Raw genomic sequence first — 17,471 nt, 5'->3', positions numbered from 1 at the left:
TTTTTAAGGGAACACTTATGCAAAAACTCCTCTTTATCTTCAACTCAGCGCCTTACGGCAATGAATCTTTATTTAGCGGTTTACGTTTAGCGCTACAAATTCAAGAACAGCATAAAGCTCAAATCAAATTATTCTTAATGTCCGATTCCGTCACGGCAGGTTTGAAAAAACAAAATCCGGCAGAAGGCTACAACCTACAACAAATGCTGGAAATTCTCACCGCACAAGGCGCAACGGTTAAACTTTGTAAAACCTGTACCAATGCACGTGGCATTACTGAATTACCACTGGCAGACGGTGTAGAAATCGGTACACTGATTGAGCTGGCGGATTGGACAATCGAAGCAGACAAGGTATTAAATTTCTAATGCAACATTTTGATGTCGTTATCATTGGCGCCGGCGCATCCGGTTTATTTTGCGCCGCACAACTTGGACAAGCCGGCAAACGAGTCGCCGTTTTAGACTCGGGTAAAAAGATCGGACGTAAAATTTTAATGTCCGGCGGTGGTTTTTGTAACTTTACTAATTTAGAGGTTACGGCGAATCATTACCTCAGCCAAAATAAACACTTTGTAAAATCGGCGCTGGCTCGTTATACCAATTGGGACTTTATCGCTTTAGTCGCACAATACGGGATCGGCTACCACGAAAAAGAATTAGGACAATTATTCTGTGACGAAAGCTCGCAGCAAATTGTCGATTTACTGCAAGCGGAATGTGACAAAGGCAAAGTGGAAATCTTTTTACGACAAGCGGTCATTTCTGTCGAAAAATTTGCAAAAAATTTCCAAATTCAGACCGCTAGTGAAACCTTTGAAACCGAGCATTTAGTCATCGCCACCGGGGGCTTATCTATGCCAGCGTTAGGCGCTAGCCCATTCGGTTATAAAATTGCCGAACAATTCAATATTCCGGTGATTCCGCCACGAGCAAGCCTTGTGCCTTTTACTTGGAAAGACTCGGACAAACATTTTGCGACACTTTCCGGCATTGCGTTACCGATTCGCGCTACTTGCGGGCAGCAAAGTTTTAGTAATCAAATGCTGTTTACTCATCGAGGTTTATCCGGCCCGGCAATTTTGCAAATTTCTAATTATTGGGACTTGGGTGAAACGGTAGAAATTGATTTGTTACCTTCTGATGACATTTCAGCAATCTTAACCGAATTGCGTCAATCTTCGCCGAAATTACAGCTAAAAACCGTATTAAGTCGTTACTTACCGAAAAAATTAGTCGAGTTTTGGTTGGAACAAGGTGATTTCAAAGATAATGTGATTGCTCAGCTAAGCAAAGCGGAATTAGCTCAGTTAGATCAACTGATTCACCATTGGCAATTTTTACCCAACGGAACGGAAGGTTATCGTACCGCCGAGGTCACAATGGGTGGTGTAGATACTGATTTTATTTCGTCAAAAACAATGCAAGCGAAACATACCGAAGGGCTTTATTTTATCGGTGAAGTGTTGGATGTGACCGGCTGGCTCGGCGGCTATAATTTCCAATGGGCGTGGTCGTCCGCTTTTGCTTGTGCGGAAGCGATTATTGAAAAATAGTATTTATAAACCACGGAATGCACTGAGAACACGGATATTTGGCTTGGAAGAATAATATTACTCAAAATCAATAAAACAACCTCAAGCCAAACGGGATAAAACAAAAAACGGAAGCTGATTTCTCAACTTCCGTTTTTTGTTTTAAGCTTTCAATTAACGTGCACGGAAAATAATACGTGCTTTGCTTAAATCGTATGGCGTCATTTCTACCGTTACTTTATCACCGGTTAAAATACGAATATAGTTTTTACGCATTTTACCTGAAATATGTGCGGTAACAACGTGACCGTTTTCTAATTCCACACGAAACATTGTATTTGGTAAGGTTTCTAAAATTGTACCTTGCATCTCAATGCAATCTTCTTTAGCCATTGATTCCTCTTTAAATTAGGGTTTGGATATAAATAAAAAAACGGGGTTTATTATACTCTCATCAGCCTAAATTACAATCATTTCCAAGCGATTACTTACGTCTAAATGTACGGCGACGTGAATGAAAACGTTGGGTTTGGGTCTTAGTCTTGGTTGTCGGCAGCTTAACCGATGAATGTATCACCACGCTTTTACGACGGAAGAAATAATGGTAACTACTTGCAAGCAAGATGCCTGCCAAGACTAAAATAATCAGTTGGCCATATAGCTGATGGAAAATGCGCTCCACTTTACTTTTGGTCGTTTGCCCATATTCCGCATCAAATGTCACACGCAAAAAACCGACTAAATCTTGCTGAGAAAAAATCGGCTCTACGATTTGTTGGGTTGCTAGTTGCTGAGCATTCTCTTCCGTCTTGTCTTGCTTAAGTAACGACTTAAATTCTAAAGCATTATGACTTTGGGCAATCAAAGTGCCGGACGGCGAATACAAACTGGCATCAATTACAAAATCTTCTTTCGAAAACGTGTCCAATGCTTCGATCAAATCTTCGTTTTTTACATTTTTCACTAACATCAACGAAAACAAATTCGCTTGCTGGCGTACTAATAAATGCGAAAGGTTGGAAACTTGATTAACACTCGCCAGTTGTGAACCTAATTTAAACTGGTTAACGCCGCTTAAAATCACACTCACAACCATAACGCATAAGGCACTAATTCCGGCAAGTAAACCAATTTTCACGAGTTTTTCACGGGGTAAATACATATAGATTAATTGCTAATAAATGGTCGATAATAGATAATTCAAACACGCATTATCTATGCACAATTCCAAAATGTCTATTAAAAAGAGAACACTATGCCAAACACCATTTTTATCTTTGCCAAGCAACTAAGCAAGCAGCAAATTCAGCAATTCTCAGTACAAACCGATGCAAAATTGTTAAAACAAGCGGCCTATTTAGGCTATAACCTTGCATTTTTTGAAACAAATTTAACCGCTTGCGATTTACGAGCAGCAGCAAGCCAAATAGCAGCAGATGTGGCGGATTTAGCGATTGTGCCGAATCTTGCGGAAGCCGGCTTATTGGTTATGGATATGGATTCCACCGCAATTAAAATCGAGTGTATTGATGAGATTGCCAAACTGGCGGGTTCCGGTGAAATCGTCTCAGCAATCACCGCAAGTGCCATGCGCGGTGAACTGGATTTCGAGCAAAGTTTACGTAAACGGGTTGGTACGCTGGAAAATGCACCGGAAAGCATTTTACAAACCGTACGAGAAAAGCTACCGCTGATGGACGGCTTTGAACAAATGGTCAGCGAACTAAAAGCACACGGTTGGAAATTAGCGATTGCTTCGGGCGGTTTTGATTATTTCGCCGACTATTTAAAAGAGAAATATCAGTTGGATTATGCAGTTTCTAATCAGTTAGAAATTATTGACGGCGAGTTAACCGGTGTCGTGCTGGGTAAAGTGGTGGATGCACAATATAAAGCGCAAACCTTAACCTCATTGGGCGAACAATTTAATATTCCACAAAATCAGTGGGTTGCAATTGGTGATGGCGCAAATGATTTACCAATGATCAAAACTGCCGCTCTCGGGGTTGCGCTGCACGCTAAACCAAAAGTTCAAGAACAGGCGAAATTTGTGATAAACTTTGGCGACTTGAGCGCATTGTGCGTGCTGCTTAATGCGAAAAATCTCTATGTATCATCCAACTAGGCTAATGCAAACTGTGTTAGCCGTAGTTTTCAATAATGAGGAATAAAAAATGCCATCTTTTGATATCGTTTCTGAAATTACCATGCACGAAGTGCGTAACGCCGTTGAAAATGCTAACCGTGTTTTAAGCACCCGTTATGACTTCCGTGGTGTTGAAGCCGTTATTGAGCTTAACGAAAAAAACGAAAGCATTAAATTAACCACCGAATCTGATTTCCAATTAGAGCAATTAATCGAGATTTTAATCGGTTCTTGTGTAAAACGTGGTATCGAACACAACTCGCTTGATATTCCAAGTGATGCGGAACATCACGGTAAACTCTACTCAAAAGAGATCAAACTTAAACAGGGTATCGAAACCGAAATGGCGAAGAAGATCACAAAGCTGATCAAAGATTCAAAAATTAAAGTTCAGACCCAAATTCAAGGCGAACAAGTACGTGTAACTGGTAAATCTCGTGATGATTTACAAGCGGCAATCCAGCTGGTAAAAGGCGCAGAACTTGGTCAGCCGTTCCAATTTAATAACTTCCGTGACTAACAAGCGGTTAAATTTTGCAATTTTTTTGCAAATTTGATGAGGTGAACTATGTCTGGTAAATCGTCAGATACATCACAAAGCTGGTTCAAAAAAATGCTGGCGAAATATGATAAATTTTGTGAAGAACTCGGTGTAAACCAAGGTGCTTGCCGTGGCTGCGTGCCGGTGGTGAAATTCGATCCGGAAAAAGAACCGAAATCAACAAAATCACAAGATAAAAACGCGACAGAACAGCACTCAAGCTAGTCCTACTACTAAATCCTCCCTGACTAATTTTAGCGGGGAGGATTTTTTTATTCAGTGGCTTTTTGATAATAGCGAAAAATTTCTTACTTTCATTCTGGAGAAAATGTATGGCGCTCACGGCACAATTTTCAGCATTATTTGAACGCAGTTTACAAGCTTACTGCGAAGAACGTTCTTTAAACCCAACTCAATTATCCGATCAACAATGGTATCAGCTGGTAGCACAAGTCGCACACCAAGCCGCTTTGCAATTTTTCCCGAAAAACGCACCGCTTGTTGATACTCGCAAAGTCAATTACCTTTCAATGGAATTCCTAGTCGGACGTTTACTCGGTAATAACTTACAGAATCTCGGCGTATATCAATATGTGGTAGATGAAGTGGCGAAATACGGCAAAACGTTAGTCGATATTTTAGAACAAGAAACTGATCCGGCTTTCGGTAACGGCGGTTTAGGACGCTTAGCCGCCTGCTATTTAGACTCAATGGCAAGCCTTGCTCAACCGGCAGTAGGTTACGGTTTACATTATCAATACGGCTTATTCAAACAAAGCTTTGATTGGGCGGGCAGACAACATGAAGAAGGCGACGCGTGGGGGCGTGATTTCTTCCCGTTACAGTCACACCGTGCGGATTTCCGCCAACAAGTCGGCTTTGCCGGCGAAGTTCATCATATTGCCGGCGATAAATACGAATGGCAACCGGCATGGACAATTTACGGTGAAGCATTTGATTTACCGGTGGTCGGTTATAAAGGCGTACAACAACCGTTACGCTTATGGCAAGGCTACAGTGAAACCGCTTTTGATTTAGCCAAATTCAATGACGGCGACTATTTAGATTCTGAGTCTGCGGTGATTGATGCGTCAAAAATTACCAAAGTGCTATACCCGAACGATAACCACCAAAACGGTAAAGAATTGCGTCTAATGCAACAATATTTCCATTGTGCCTGTTCGGTAGCGGATATTATCAAAAATCACTTAGCTAAAGGCAGAACTCTCGACCAATTAGCGGAATTTGAAGTGATTCAATTAAATGACACCCACCCCGCAATTGCGATTCCTGAGTTAATGCGTTTATTACTCGACCAATACGGTTACAGCTGGGAAAAAGCGTGGGCAATCTGTTCAAAAGTATTCGCTTATACCAACCACACCCTGTTGCCGGAAGCGCTAGAACAATGGGATCAAAACCTTGTTGCTAAATTATTGCCTCGTCATTTGATCATCATTGAACGCATTAATCTTGAGCTTTACCAACAAGTCAAAGCTTGCTTTACAGAAGATGAATTAGCCAACGTATGGGACGAAACGGCAATTATCGCCAATAATCGTGTACGTATGGCAAATCTTTGCGTGGTCGGTTCCTTTGCGGTTAACGGTGTAGCACAAATTCACTCGGATTTAGTGATTAGCGATTTATTCCCTGCTTATGCGAAATTATTTAACGGCAGATTCCATAATGTGACGAACGGTATCACCCCACGCCGTTGGATCCGTCAAGCTAACCCGTTATTAAGCGCATTACTCGATCAACATATTGAAGGCGACTGGACACAAAATTTAGAGCTGTTACGTCAAATCGAACCGCTTGCAGAAAATTCGGCATTTCAGACAGCTTACGCTGAGATTAAGCAACAAAATAAACAGGCGCTGGCACAAGTGATTGAGGAAACACTGGGTATCCAAGTGAATCAAAATGCGATCTTTGACGTACAAATTAAACGCTTCCACGAATATAAACGTCAGCACCTCAATTTATTGAATATTATCGCCACTTATCAAGAGCTGAAAGCCAATCCGGATATGCCATTTGTGCCGCGCGTCTTTATTTTTGCCGGCAAAGCCGCACCGGGTTATTTTATGGCGAAGCAAATTATTCAAGCGATTAATAATGTGGCGCACGTCATCAATCACGATCCGGAAATGCAAGGTAAATTACAAGTAGCATTTTTACCGAACTACAGTGTAAGTCTGGCGGAAAAAATCATTCCGGCGGCAGATGTTTCCGAACAAATTTCCCTTGCCGGTAAAGAAGCCTCTGGTACAGGTAATATGAAATTAGCCCTAAATGGTGCGATTACCTTAGGTACACTTGACGGTGCGAATGTGGAAATTGCCGAATTTGCTGGTGAGGAGAATGTTGTGATTTTCGGTCATACGGTTGAATCAGTACGTGAATTACGAGAAAAAGGTTATGTTTCTCGTGAATATTACGAACAAGATGAAGTTTTACGTAAAGCGATTGACGCGTTAGCGGACGGTTCATTTGCCGGCGGTAATAAAGAAATCTTCGAACCATTAGTTTATGATTTGCTAAACAAAGACTATTTCTGCGTATTAGCCGATTTTGCAAGCTACCGTGAAGCACAGCAAGAAGTTGCAAAACGTTACCAAAATCAGACCGCTTGGTTAAAATCTACGATTCTGAATACCGCGCGTCTCGGCAGCTTTAGCTCAGACCGTTCAATTCGTGATTACCAAACAAGAATTTGGAAAAGATAACGAAAGAAATACCCCTCGCCCTTTGTGGGCGAGGGGTATCACTAGTGGGAGTATTTTTTTAAATTAGCTATACCCCATCATTCTCAATAAACTGCGTGTATATTCAATCGCTTCACTACGATTCGCCACACCGATTTTTTGATACAAATTACGAATATGCGTTTTAATCGTAGTTATCGCTACCACCAATTCCTGTGAAATTTGTTCGTTACTATAGCCTGAATAAATTAAGCCGAGCACCTGCCATTCTCTCGCGGTAAGCGGACTGATTTTAAGTAATTCCGGTACTTGTGGATTCTTCAACAAGTTAGCGACAAATTCTTCATCAAAATGCGCAAATTTATGGCGATTGTGCTGGTTAATACTCCGCAAAATAAACTGCGCTTTGTGGGTCGAAAGTTCATCCAACACATTGATTTGTAACAACTGACGGATTTGCTGTGCCATCAAATCGCCTTCAATCACAAAAGCACTGATAAAATTGGTTTGTTGAGTTAAATTTAACGCTCGAATCAAATCTTTTTGTGCAAGATCCATTCTACCTTGGCGATAAAACACTCGGTTACGCAAAATCAGCGCTCGTTGCGTATCACTGATTAAATTAAAGGTTGCAGAAGTTTGTAACAGGCGATTCAAAATATTCAACGCTTGTTCAAAATTATCCTGCAGCAAATAACAACGAGCGATATTACGCCATTGACGTTGCAAAAAGTGATTATTGTCTTGTTCCGGAAAACTGACTTGTGTCAACCAGCTTTCTAAATGCGACTTATCATCACTGATTTGCCAATACAGCATTTGTACTTCATCAAAAGTTGAACGCCAATCCCAATGCACCGCCTGAGCAATAATTAAATTGCGACATTGTTCTATCAAACGTCCTGCATTATTTAAATCACCTTTAGTCAGCGAAACCTTTGCCAACAATGCCAAACAATGCGCTTGCTCGCCCTCTTTTTCTAAGACTTCAATACCGGCATTTGCCATCGCTTCCGCTTGGTCTAAATGATGCCATTCCCATAAGATTTGCCCTTTTAAACGCAATAAAAACTCGTGCATTGGAATTTGGTGTAAATGCTGCGCTTGTAAAGTGGTGTCTTTTAGCAAATCATAGGCAGACTGCCAAAAGCCTTGTGCCGATAAAATTTCCGCTTGTTGCAACTTCGACCATAACCACTGATGATAGGCCCTTTGCTCCAATGCCATTTTCTCCACTTTCTGCATTTGAGCCAAACCCTCTTTCAAATAACCACGGCAATGTTGCGCTTCTCCGATAATAGAGTTTGCAACAATTTGTGCATAACCAAAATCAGATGACAGATGAACAAGTGCCTGTTTTGCTAAATTATAGGCTTGCTCATCATTACCCTCATTAATCGCGACCTGTGCTTTTAGTGCATCAAAACGTGCTTGTAAATCGGCAACAAGCGGTTGATTTGGCTGAAACTTTTGCAAAATACCCGACACTTCTTGATGACGGTGCTGGCTCTGTGCAAGCCACGCTTTTAACAGTACTAAGTTTGAGTCTTGCCAAAGCTGCTGCGCTGAAAGTAATACCAAACAGTCTTCCAATAACTTAAGCTGACCTTGATGAAATAAAGACCAGCCATGTTCTTGTAAAATGGTATAAAGCGTTTGAGAATCTTCCAACATCTGCGCATGATAAAGCGCCTCGGATCCATAGCCTAATTTCAGCCACATCATCGCTGCGATTTTATGTAGCTCTTGCCATTCACAAGGCAGTTCCAAGCGACAACTTTGCGCAAGATAAGATGCTAAGATCGGATGAAATTTCCACCAAATTTCACCATCATCATGTAAGATCCGTTGAATAAAAAGCCCCATTTTTTCTAATTCATCGAGTTTTTTCACGCCGTTTTCATCTTTAGTGAGAGCAAGTACTAATTTTTCATTCATCGAACGTAAAATCGCACAGCGTTGCATAAATAACTTAATTTCCGGCTCAACGTAATGGAATACTTCTTCATTCAGATAATCGGCAATATGTTGTTGATTGAGCTTGGCAAATAATTTTTCCGGAGAACGCAATAATTCAGGATTTTGTTTCACCGCAAAACTGACTAATTGCAATGCCGTTGCCCAGCCTTCAACCCGATCACAAAGCGAAAATACCTCATCATCTGTAAGTGGTTCATTAAATTTTAACGCTAAAAATTGACGAGTTTCGGTCGGCGTGAATGCCAGCTGATACACATCAATTTCTAATAGTTGTTCATGAATTCGTAAATTGGTAATACTTAACGGAGGGGTTAAACGTGATAAGACAATCAGGCTCATCGTCTGTGGTTGATGCTTTAACCAAAAACGAAGCGCATCATGAATTTCGCTATTTTCAATATGATGATAATCGTCTATCACTAAGTAGAAATGGCTACGTACCTGAGAAAGCTGAACCAATAACTGAGAGAAATAATCTACCAAATTATTTTGGTAAACAATTCCGGAAAAAGAGAGGTCGGTCGCTTGCGAGAGTGCAGCGGTAAAATACGCGGAGAATTGTTCTGTTTTATTGTCACTTTCGTCAAGTGAGTACCAACCGATACGCTGGTTTTTCGCTAATTGTTTTTCCTTCCATTGGCAAACCAGCGTTGTTTTGCCGTAGCCTGCCGGGGCAATAACAAGCGTCATCGGGTAAAATTCCGCCCGATTTAATTCATTTAAGAGTAATGTTCGTTCAACGGTTTCTGTCTCTTTGACAGTTCGATTGACTTTACTAGAAATTAGCTTAGTTGGAATCAATCTTGAAAATGTTGCTTGCATTTTTCCTCCATTACATACGATATGGAGATTCTAACAATTTTCTCCTTATTTAGTTAGTGGAAATAAAAAAAGCCACTGAAAATTCAGTGGCAAAAGGATAAAGATAAAAAACATCTATTTTTTAGCAGAAACTTGTTTTAAGAAGATTTGACGAGGTGAAGAAAGCCCTAGTTGCTCCGCTTCGTTTACTAAATTCATTGCTTTACTAATATCATTATTTTTTAATGCTTGCGTAACCGCTTCATTAAAGTATTGTTCTGTGGTTTTCTCTACTGCTTTCGGTTTTGCATTTTTTTGCGGATTTTTAACCGCTTGTATTTCAGCCCCCACTGTTTGGGCAACTGTCGGTTTTGCTTCAAATAATGCCCCGCCATTAGCAACACTGCCTAAACCGACAAATTGAGTACTCTGAATACCATCTACATTAATTTGAATTTGTCCTGAATTAGTGTGTTTTACCAGTAAATCTGCAATTGCAGGCGGTTGGTTACCTTTTGCTTTTTCATATAATTTCACTGGATGAGTAAATGTCGTTTGTCCTGCGAGATCTTTTTCAGTGGTGTAGATCAGTAAATAAATAAAATCTTGTCCGGTTGCCGGCGTTAAACTTAATTCCGCTTGAATTTGCCCGCCTTCAAAGCCTCGTTCTTCCACAACTTTAAATTGCGAAGCGGGGTATGTTAGCGACTCATTAAAATTCGCATCCAGAACTAAGACATTCGGTACAAAAATATGGTCATTATCTACTACCAAGCTACTCACTTTGACCTTGAGTGTACCTTGATTTGCCGGAATTTTATAACCGATTACCGCACTATTTGTGCCTGCCAGCGTTTGGCTAAATGTACGGATTTGTTTTTCTGAAAGTTCATTAACAATCTTTTGTGAGAAAGTAACATCTTGCCAACCAAAACGGCTTAGTTCTGTCTTTGATGGTGTCGCTGCCATAGCAACCGATGCAAATAAAACACTTGATAAAAATGCTGCAATTTTGGTTTTCATAAATGCCTCTCTAAAAAATTATCTGTTACATCGTATAAAGGGGCGTAATACATACGCCCCAAATAGCTCAATTACCACCATGCTTCAAATTGAACACCGCCGATAAACTCGCCGTCTTTCGCTTTATAACCAGCGTCTGTACGATGTGCCGTGTTAAATTTGTCATTCCAGTGTGCATAAGTGCCGAATACACGGATTGCAGGGCGAGCCCAAATGCTACTACCCGCTTGCCATTGTTGCGCAATGGTGTATTTCATTAGATCATTTTTCTGACCGCTTGCTTGATCTTTAATACGGTCATAACCCACTTCTAATAAGGTACTCATTGTATCGTTCCATTTATACATTGGGCGAACACCCGCAGAGTACCAAGTTTTACCTCGTTTATTATCTAAGTCTGTTTTTTCGTAGATTAACGCATACATTACTTCTACTTTATCGCTTGCTTGTACAACACCTTGGTTAATTAAACGAAGCATATCGCCTTTATTATTCGCAGAACCGCCTTGTGAGTGACCTGTACTCCATGATGTCATTGCATCTTTGGCATACTGTGCGGTAAATTTATTAAAACCGCCGAAGAAGTTACCTTGAGTGTGCTCAATAGTTGCCATATAGCCACGTTTAGTCGCATCTTTTTCATAGATTGCACCATCTTTAGTATGCGCATTACCAAAGTCAAAACCGATTTCTAATGAGCCATCTTTATTGGTTTCAATGCCTGCTAAACGAACATCGAATACATCGTTATAAACATCTTTGTCTTGATTATTTTTCCATTTTTTCTCTTTTGGATCATAACCCCAACTATATGCACCATCTTTTTCAGTATTACGAGTTACCGCTAAAGAGAGTTTACCGAAACCGACATCAATATTTTCAACCCCTGCACCCGGACCTGAAATATCCCAGTAGTAGAAGTCATTCATATGTACATCGTGACGTTGGTAGAAACGTTTACCAGCCCATAAAGTTGCGCCCGGTAAGCTGTCAGCGAAGTTCTTGAACTGTACGTTAATTTCACGAAGTGCCGGATTAGTTGCTTCCCAGTCCACTTGTTGGTTCACCGAATAAGCAACGTTAGAGTCTAAATAAATAGATTTCTCACCATTTTTATAAAGCTCTTGACCTAATTTTAATTCCGCATAAGTTTCTGCTTCATTACCTAAACGGTATTTTGAACCGCCACCATTCACGGTAAATGCCGATTGCTCGCCACCACCCGAAGTCCAGCCGATCCCGGAACGTGCATAACCGTGGAAATCAACCGCTAATGCACTGGTTGAAAGTAAAGCACTTGAAACTAAAGTTGCTAACATCGTTTTATTGAGGTTCATAGGAAACTCCTTTCTCTTTTCAGACAGTTTTTTTCATTATTAAAATTTAAGGGAAACCCTTAAGAACATTTATACGCCTTGCTCGACAAATAAACGTTTACATGCCGTGCCATCTTCTCGGAAAAGATGACAACGATTCGGATTAATACCAATCGACATTGAATCACCTTCTTTCACTAATACAATGTCATTTTGGCGATAGACCAAACTCTGTTTAATCGGTGGCATTTCAATATGAACTTGCGTTTCGTTACCCAATTGTTCTACTACTTTTACCGTGCCGGAAATACAAACTTCGCTTTGTTCACACGGTAATAAATGTTCAGGACGAATACCTAATGAAAGGTTATCTCCTACTTTTACGCCACCACTTTCAACCGGTACCCAGAAATTTAAATGGGTTGAATCCGGTAATTCAATTTTCACCCCACCTTCACGCACATCAATCACTCGCACCGGCAAGAAATTCATCTTAGGTGACCCGATAAAACCTGCCACAAAACGATTTGCCGGATAGTGATAAAGCTCTAATGGCTTACCCACTTGAGCAACGTTCGTGGTAAGATTGCTGCCTGCAGAAAGCGCCTGTAAAACAACAATTTTATCGGCGAGCGTCATCGCTTCGATTTGGTCATGCGTTACATAAATCATTGTTCTGCCAAGTTTTTTATGTAATTTTGAGATCTCTACACGCATTTGCACACGTAATGCCGCATCTAAATTTGAAAGCGGTTCATCCAATAAAAACACTTCAGGCTGTGAGACTAAGGTACGCCCAATTGCAACACGCTGACGTTGACCGCCCGACAATTCTTTCGGCTTGCGATTTAGTAAATGAGCGAGTTGTAGAATTTCTGCAACTTGGTTGACTCGCTGATTGATTTCTTCTTTTTTAGCACCAGCCAATTTCAAACCGAACGACATATTCTCTGCAACAGAAAGATGGGGATATAGAGCATAAGATTGGAATACCATACCGATATTTCGATTCGCCGGCGGTACATCATTCATTCGTTTATCCCCGATAAATAAATCACCGGAGGTAATTTCTTCCAAGCCGGCAATCATTCGTAATACCGTTGATTTACCACAGCCTGACGGGCCGACAAAAACAACAAATTCGCCATCTTTAATTTCTAAATTAACATCTTTAGAAATATGTACATTGCCATACGATTTGCATACGTTTACTAATCGAACATCTGTCATTTTTTGCCCTCACTTTCTTATTTAAGAATTATGAAGTTTTATTCACAATCCTACTCTAACCTTGTACTTAGTTTACTTATTTCTTTAATTTGTACATCATACTTCTGAAATTTTTTCAGTTCTTAACTCAATGTTTTTATTCACTTTTTTCTGTTCTTTTTTGTGACATTGATCACAAAAAAAATAACAAAATTTGTGATCGAAATCACAAAAATAGAAAACATTAAGAATTCTGTGAACTATATCAATAAATTGAAAGGGAGGGCGTAGGAAGGGGGATGATGAAATAAAAGATAAATTTTCTCATTATGCGTTACGAAAATGGCTAATCTCTAATTAGTCTATTGATTATTTAAAACCAACTGAGGGAAATCCTATGAAAAAATTAACTAAAACCGCTTTAGCTGTATTAGCAGGATTATGTATTGCTCAAGGTGTGAATGCCAAAATTGTCGAAGGACAATTAAATGTTTGGATTAACGCAGATAAAGGTTATAACGGTTTAGCTGAAGTGGGTAAAAAATTTGAAGCTGAAACGGGTGTTAAAGTCATTGTAGAACACCCAAGTAAACTCGAAGAATTATTCCCACAAGTCGCCTCAACCGGTGATGGCCCTGATATTATTATTTATGCACATGACCGTTTCGGTGGTTATGCTCAAACCGGTTTACTAGCAGAAATTCAGCCAAGTTCAGATTTTAAAGCGAAACTCTCAGATATTGGTTGGGAAGCGACTAAATATAATGGTAAACAAATTGCTTATCCTATTGCTGTAGAAGCTATCTCTCTTATTTATAACAAAGATTTAGTAGCAACACCGCCAAAAACTTGGGAAGAAGTTGAGAAACTGGATAAAGAATTAAAAGCCAAAGGCAAAAGTGCGATCATGTGGAACTTACAAGAACCGTACTTCACTTGGCCGGTTATCTCATCTCAAGGTGCTTACGCATTTAAAGTTACGCCAAATGGCTATGATGTGAAAGATATCGGTGTAAACAATGAAGGCGCACAAAAAGGTTTACAATATGTTGTTGACCTCGTAAAAAATAAAGTAATCAGTGCAGATATGGACTATGCCGTTGCAGAAGCCGCCTTTAATAAAGGTAATACCGCATTAACCATTAATGGACCTTGGGCTTGGGCAAATATTGAGAAAAGTAAAATTAATTACGGTGTAGCCGTTCTTCCAACTTTAAACGGTAAAGCTTCAAAACCGTTTGTTGGCGTATTAAGTGCCGGTATCAACGCTTCAAGCCCAAATAAAGACTTAGCGAAAGAATTCCTTGAAAATCACTTATTAACTGATTCCGGTTTAGATACAGTAAATAAAGATGTTCCTTTAGGTGCTGTAGCGCTTAAATCTTTCCAAGAAAAACTAGCGAAAGATCCTCGCATTGCCGCAACCATGGCAAATGCGGAAAATGGTGAAATTATGCCGAATATTCCGCAAATGAGCCGTTTCTGGTATTCAGAAAAAGCAGCAATTGGTAACGCAACTACCGGTCGTCAATCCGTAAAAGCTGCACTTGATGAAGCTCAAGCAAAAATTGAGAAAGAATAAATATTCTCTCATCCCATAGGTGGGTCTTAAGACCCACCATTATCTTTATCGTTTTTCACAAAGAGGATGAGTTTAACCTTATCCCATTTTGCTCCATTCTTAGGGGAAATTCTATGCAAGCACTAAAAACCGTTACCCCTTCTCAATCTTGGGCAAAACGCCTATTTATTGGGTTACTTTACCTACTCTCTTTTTATCTTGTTTTTACTATTTATTTACAAGGCGAAATCTTATTTGCATTACTTGTACTCGTAGTAGTTACCGCCGGTATTTATATTTTCTCTAACAGATCAACTTATCACTGGCGATATGTTTACCCGGGTGTAGCGGCAATGGGGATCTTTGTACTCTTCCCGCTCATTTGTACCGTTGTCATCGCATTTACCAATTATAGCGGTTCGAACCAACTAAGTTTCGAACAAGTACTCAGAAACTTACAAAGCCAAACGTATGCCGCCGGCGAACGCTTAGATTTCAAACTTATTGAAGTTAATAACAACCAATATCAAATTGCTTTAACCAGTAAAGAATCGCAAAAAAATTATCTTTCCGACCCGCTTGTATTAAACGACCTAGCTTCGGAAATCACAGTAAATGAAGTAGAACAATTTCCGGCTGGTAATATTGCTCCATTAAAAGCCATTACACAAAATCGCCAAAACTTACAGTCTGTGAAACTTGTTCTTCCGACTGAGCAGAAACTCACTATGAGTTCTTTACGCCAATTTGCAGAACAAAAGGCTCGTTATACCTACGATGAGAACCGTGAAATATTAACAAATAATGAAACTCAAGAACGCTATAAAGCGAATGATGAAATCGGTTTCTTCCAAAAAGTAGATGCACAAAATAATTTTATAGACAGTAGATTGGAACCGGGCTATACCGTTACAACCGGTTGGCACAATTTTATCAAAATCTTAACCGATGACGGTGTTCAAGAACCCTTTATTAAAATCTTTATTTGGACTGTCGTATTTGCCCTTTTAACCGTGATTTTTACGACTTTACTCGGTATGATTTTTGCTTCTTTGGTGCAATGGGAAGCCCTACAAGGTAAAGCGATTTATCGTCTGTTACTCATTTTACCTTATGCCGTACCGGGCTTTATTTCAATCTTAGTTTTTAAAGGGTTATTTAACCAAAGTTTCGGTGAAATCAACCTCATTCTGAATCAGCTCTTCGGTATCCGTCCGGAATGGTTTAATGATCCGTTCTTAGCTAAGGCAATGTTACTGATTGTGAACACTTGGTTAGGTTACCCGTATATGATGATTGTCTGCATGGGCTTACTCAAAGCCATTCCGCACGATTTATATGAAGCTTCTGCGATTGATGGCGCAAGTGTATGGCAAAATTTCACGAAAATTACCATGCCATTGTTAATTAAACCACTTATGCCGTTAATGATTGCCAGCTTTGCCTTTAACTTTAATAACTTTGTATTAATTCAGTTATTAACTAACGGTGGTCCAAATATGGTAGGCACAACAACACCGGCAGGACATACCGATTTACTGGTCAGTTACACTTATCGTATTGCCTTTGAAGGTAGCGGTACACAAGACTTTGGTTTAGCGGCTGCAATCGCTGTCATCATCTTCTTGCTAGTAAGCGGATTAGCATTATTCCAAATCAGAATGACGAAATTATCACAAGATTAATTGACATTGCTCCTTCTACATACGAAGAAGGAGCAAAGAGGATATCAACTATGGCTATTGTTCAACCTAAATCAATGAAATTGCGTTTATTTTCCACGCATCTTTTTCTAATCTGTTTTTGTGCGATTATCTTATTCCCGATGCTGATGATTATTGGTATTTCATTACGTCCCGGAAACCTAGCAATTGGTGAATTGATTCCAAGTGAAATTTCACTTGAACACTGGAAACTCGCCTTAGGTATTAGCGTTACTCATGCGGACGGAAGTGTAACTCCACCGCCATTCCCCGTTTTACTTTGGTTATGGAATTCAGTCAAAGTCGCAGGGATTACGGCATTAATTACTCTCGCACTTTCAACCACTGCTGCGTATGCTTTTGCTCGTTTACGTTTTGCCGGTAAAAGCTTATTACTGAAATCGATGTTAATTTTCCAAATGTTTCCGGCGGTACTTTCATTAGTAGCATTGTATGCTTTATTTGATCGTCTAAGTGATTACATTCCGTTCTTAGGTTTAAATACACACGGCGGAGTAATCTTTGCTTACTTAGGCGGTATCGCAATGCACGTTTGGACAATTAAAGGTTATTTTGAAACTATTGATAAATCGCTTGAAGAAGCCGCAGCACTTGATGGTGCAAGCCCTTGGCAAACCTTCCGTTTAATTTTACTTCCGCTTTCTGTACCGATTTTAGCGGTTGTATTTATTCTTTCCTTTATCTCAAGCATTATCGAAGTACCGGTTGCTTCCCTATTGTTACGAGATGTTGATAACTACACGCTTGCAGTAGGAATGCAACAGTATTTACACCCGCAAAACTACCTCTGGGGCGACTTTGCCGCAGCAGCCATTTTGTCTGCAATTCCAATCACGCTTGTATTCTTATTAGCACAACGTTGGTTAGTCGGTGGTTTAACTGCCGGCGGCGTAAAAGGATAGGTATCGGAGGAGCCTCCTCCGAG

Annotated in this window: 15 protein-coding genes; 9 read left to right on the top strand and 6 right to left on the bottom strand. The window is 40.0% G+C overall.

What is annotated here, in order from left to right; genetic code table 11:
• The first annotated feature begins 17 nt into the window (after positions 1 to 17).
• The gene (locus EL121_RS08240; RefSeq protein ID WP_014990959.1) at positions 18 to 368 is read left to right on the top strand and encodes a DsrE/DsrF/TusD sulfur relay family protein; all 351 of its coding nucleotides are present in this window, start codon (positions 18 to 20) and stop codon (positions 366 to 368) included.
• Entirely contained in the window at positions 368 to 1,555 is a 1,188-nt protein-coding gene (locus EL121_RS08235) for a BaiN/RdsA family NAD(P)/FAD-dependent oxidoreductase (protein ID WP_039196047.1), read from the top strand. The genes EL121_RS08240 and EL121_RS08235 overlap by 1 nt, the downstream gene beginning before the upstream one ends.
• A gap of 153 nt (positions 1,556 to 1,708) precedes the next feature.
• Here EL121_RS08235 and infA read toward each other — a convergent pair whose 3' ends face one another.
• Together infA and EL121_RS08225 are read right to left on the bottom strand one after the other, a co-directional pair.
• The gene (gene infA, locus EL121_RS08230) at positions 1,709 to 1,927 is read right to left on the bottom strand and encodes a translation initiation factor IF-1 (RefSeq protein ID WP_005598198.1); all 219 of its coding nucleotides are present in this window, start codon (positions 1,925 to 1,927) and stop codon (positions 1,709 to 1,711) included.
• Between the two features lie 91 nt (positions 1,928 to 2,018).
• Positions 2,019 to 2,696 carry a YtjB family periplasmic protein gene (locus tag EL121_RS08225; protein ID WP_039196045.1) on the bottom strand — a complete coding sequence of 226 codons (678 nt, stop codon included), beginning with the start codon at positions 2,694 to 2,696 and terminating at the stop codon, positions 2,019 to 2,021.
• A gap of 93 nt (positions 2,697 to 2,789) precedes the next feature.
• Here EL121_RS08225 and serB point away from each other — a divergent pair, with 93 nt between their 5' ends.
• The 4 genes from serB to glgP all read left to right on the top strand — a co-directional run bounded on the left by serB (position 2,790) and on the right by glgP (position 6,953).
• Entirely contained in the window at positions 2,790 to 3,659 is an 870-nt protein-coding gene (gene serB, locus EL121_RS08220; RefSeq protein WP_039196043.1) for a phosphoserine phosphatase SerB, read from the top strand.
• A gap of 49 nt (positions 3,660 to 3,708) precedes the next feature.
• The gene (locus tag EL121_RS08215) at positions 3,709 to 4,200 is read left to right on the top strand and encodes a YajQ family cyclic di-GMP-binding protein (protein WP_005598205.1); all 492 of its coding nucleotides are present in this window, start codon (positions 3,709 to 3,711) and stop codon (positions 4,198 to 4,200) included.
• 48 nt (positions 4,201 to 4,248) lie between these two features.
• The gene (locus EL121_RS08210; RefSeq protein WP_005620436.1) at positions 4,249 to 4,446 is read left to right on the top strand and encodes a DUF5363 domain-containing protein; all 198 of its coding nucleotides are present in this window, start codon (positions 4,249 to 4,251) and stop codon (positions 4,444 to 4,446) included.
• Positions 4,447 to 4,553: 107 nt separating this feature from the next.
• Positions 4,554 to 6,953 carry a glycogen/starch/alpha-glucan family phosphorylase gene (glgP, locus tag EL121_RS08205; RefSeq protein ID WP_039196040.1) on the top strand — a complete coding sequence of 800 codons (2,400 nt, stop codon included), beginning with the start codon at positions 4,554 to 4,556 and terminating at the stop codon, positions 6,951 to 6,953.
• A gap of 63 nt (positions 6,954 to 7,016) precedes the next feature.
• On the opposite strand, the gene malT is transcribed toward glgP, so the two are convergent.
• The 4 genes from malT to malK form a co-directional block, all read right to left on the bottom strand.
• Positions 7,017 to 9,734: an HTH-type transcriptional regulator MalT gene (malT, locus tag EL121_RS08200; protein WP_039196038.1), complete on the bottom strand. Its 2,718-nt coding sequence runs from the start codon at positions 9,732 to 9,734 to the stop codon at positions 7,017 to 7,019.
• A gap of 114 nt (positions 9,735 to 9,848) precedes the next feature.
• Positions 9,849 to 10,736 carry a maltose operon protein MalM gene (malM, locus tag EL121_RS08195; RefSeq protein ID WP_039196036.1) on the bottom strand — a complete coding sequence of 296 codons (888 nt, stop codon included), beginning with the start codon at positions 10,734 to 10,736 and terminating at the stop codon, positions 9,849 to 9,851.
• A gap of 71 nt (positions 10,737 to 10,807) precedes the next feature.
• Entirely contained in the window at positions 10,808 to 12,073 is a 1,266-nt protein-coding gene (locus tag EL121_RS08190) for a maltoporin (protein WP_039196034.1), read from the bottom strand.
• A gap of 69 nt (positions 12,074 to 12,142) precedes the next feature.
• Complete coding sequence (gene malK, locus EL121_RS08185) at positions 12,143 to 13,282, bottom strand: maltose/maltodextrin ABC transporter ATP-binding protein MalK (RefSeq protein ID WP_005601766.1); 1,140 nt, start codon at positions 13,280 to 13,282, stop codon at positions 12,143 to 12,145.
• Positions 13,283 to 13,658: 376 nt separating this feature from the next.
• Between malK and malE the strand changes: the two genes are divergently transcribed.
• The 3 genes from malE (at position 13,659) to malG (ending at position 17,448) form a co-directional block, all read left to right on the top strand.
• Complete coding sequence (malE, locus tag EL121_RS08180) at positions 13,659 to 14,843, top strand: maltose/maltodextrin ABC transporter substrate-binding protein MalE (protein WP_005601768.1); 1,185 nt, start codon at positions 13,659 to 13,661, stop codon at positions 14,841 to 14,843.
• 113 nt (positions 14,844 to 14,956) lie between these two features.
• Entirely contained in the window at positions 14,957 to 16,507 is a 1,551-nt protein-coding gene (gene malF, locus EL121_RS08175; protein WP_039196030.1) for a maltose ABC transporter permease MalF, read from the top strand.
• A 50-nt stretch (positions 16,508 to 16,557) separates the two neighbouring features.
• The gene (gene malG / locus EL121_RS08170) at positions 16,558 to 17,448 is read left to right on the top strand and encodes a maltose ABC transporter permease MalG (RefSeq protein WP_039196028.1); all 891 of its coding nucleotides are present in this window, start codon (positions 16,558 to 16,560) and stop codon (positions 17,446 to 17,448) included.
• Positions 17,449 to 17,471: the final 23 nt, after the last annotated feature.

Origin of the sequence: Actinobacillus equuli, assembly GCF_900636745.1 — a bacterium.
In the GTDB taxonomy this organism is placed as follows: Bacteria; Pseudomonadota; Gammaproteobacteria; order Enterobacterales; family Pasteurellaceae; genus Actinobacillus; species Actinobacillus equuli.
This window is presented reverse-complemented; position numbering and strand designations above follow the sequence as displayed.

Bases quoted from the DNA above. Each gene is read 5' to 3' on its own strand.
- EL121_RS08240 (WP_014990959.1), top strand. From the start codon at position 18: ATGCAAAAACTCCTCTTTATCTTCAACTCAGCGCCTTACGGCAATGAA.
- EL121_RS08235 (WP_039196047.1), top strand. From the start codon at position 368: ATGCAACATTTTGATGTCGTTATCATTGGCGCCGGCGCATCCGGTTTA.
- infA (WP_005598198.1), bottom strand. From the start codon at position 1,927: ATGGCTAAAGAAGATTGCATTGAGATGCAAGGTACAATTTTAGAAACC.
- EL121_RS08225 (WP_039196045.1), bottom strand. From the start codon at position 2,696: ATGTATTTACCCCGTGAAAAACTCGTGAAAATTGGTTTACTTGCCGGA.
- serB (WP_039196043.1), top strand. From the start codon at position 2,790: ATGCCAAACACCATTTTTATCTTTGCCAAGCAACTAAGCAAGCAGCAA.
- EL121_RS08215 (WP_005598205.1), top strand. From the start codon at position 3,709: ATGCCATCTTTTGATATCGTTTCTGAAATTACCATGCACGAAGTGCGT.
- EL121_RS08210 (WP_005620436.1), top strand. From the start codon at position 4,249: ATGTCTGGTAAATCGTCAGATACATCACAAAGCTGGTTCAAAAAAATG.
- glgP (WP_039196040.1), top strand. From the start codon at position 4,554: ATGGCGCTCACGGCACAATTTTCAGCATTATTTGAACGCAGTTTACAA.
- malT (WP_039196038.1), bottom strand. From the start codon at position 9,734: ATGCAAGCAACATTTTCAAGATTGATTCCAACTAAGCTAATTTCTAGT.
- malM (WP_039196036.1), bottom strand. From the start codon at position 10,736: ATGAAAACCAAAATTGCAGCATTTTTATCAAGTGTTTTATTTGCATCG.
- EL121_RS08190 (WP_039196034.1), bottom strand. From the start codon at position 12,073: ATGAACCTCAATAAAACGATGTTAGCAACTTTAGTTTCAAGTGCTTTA.
- malK (WP_005601766.1), bottom strand. From the start codon at position 13,282: ATGACAGATGTTCGATTAGTAAACGTATGCAAATCGTATGGCAATGTA.
- malE (WP_005601768.1), top strand. From the start codon at position 13,659: ATGAAAAAATTAACTAAAACCGCTTTAGCTGTATTAGCAGGATTATGT.
- malF (WP_039196030.1), top strand. From the start codon at position 14,957: ATGCAAGCACTAAAAACCGTTACCCCTTCTCAATCTTGGGCAAAACGC.
- malG (WP_039196028.1), top strand. From the start codon at position 16,558: ATGGCTATTGTTCAACCTAAATCAATGAAATTGCGTTTATTTTCCACG.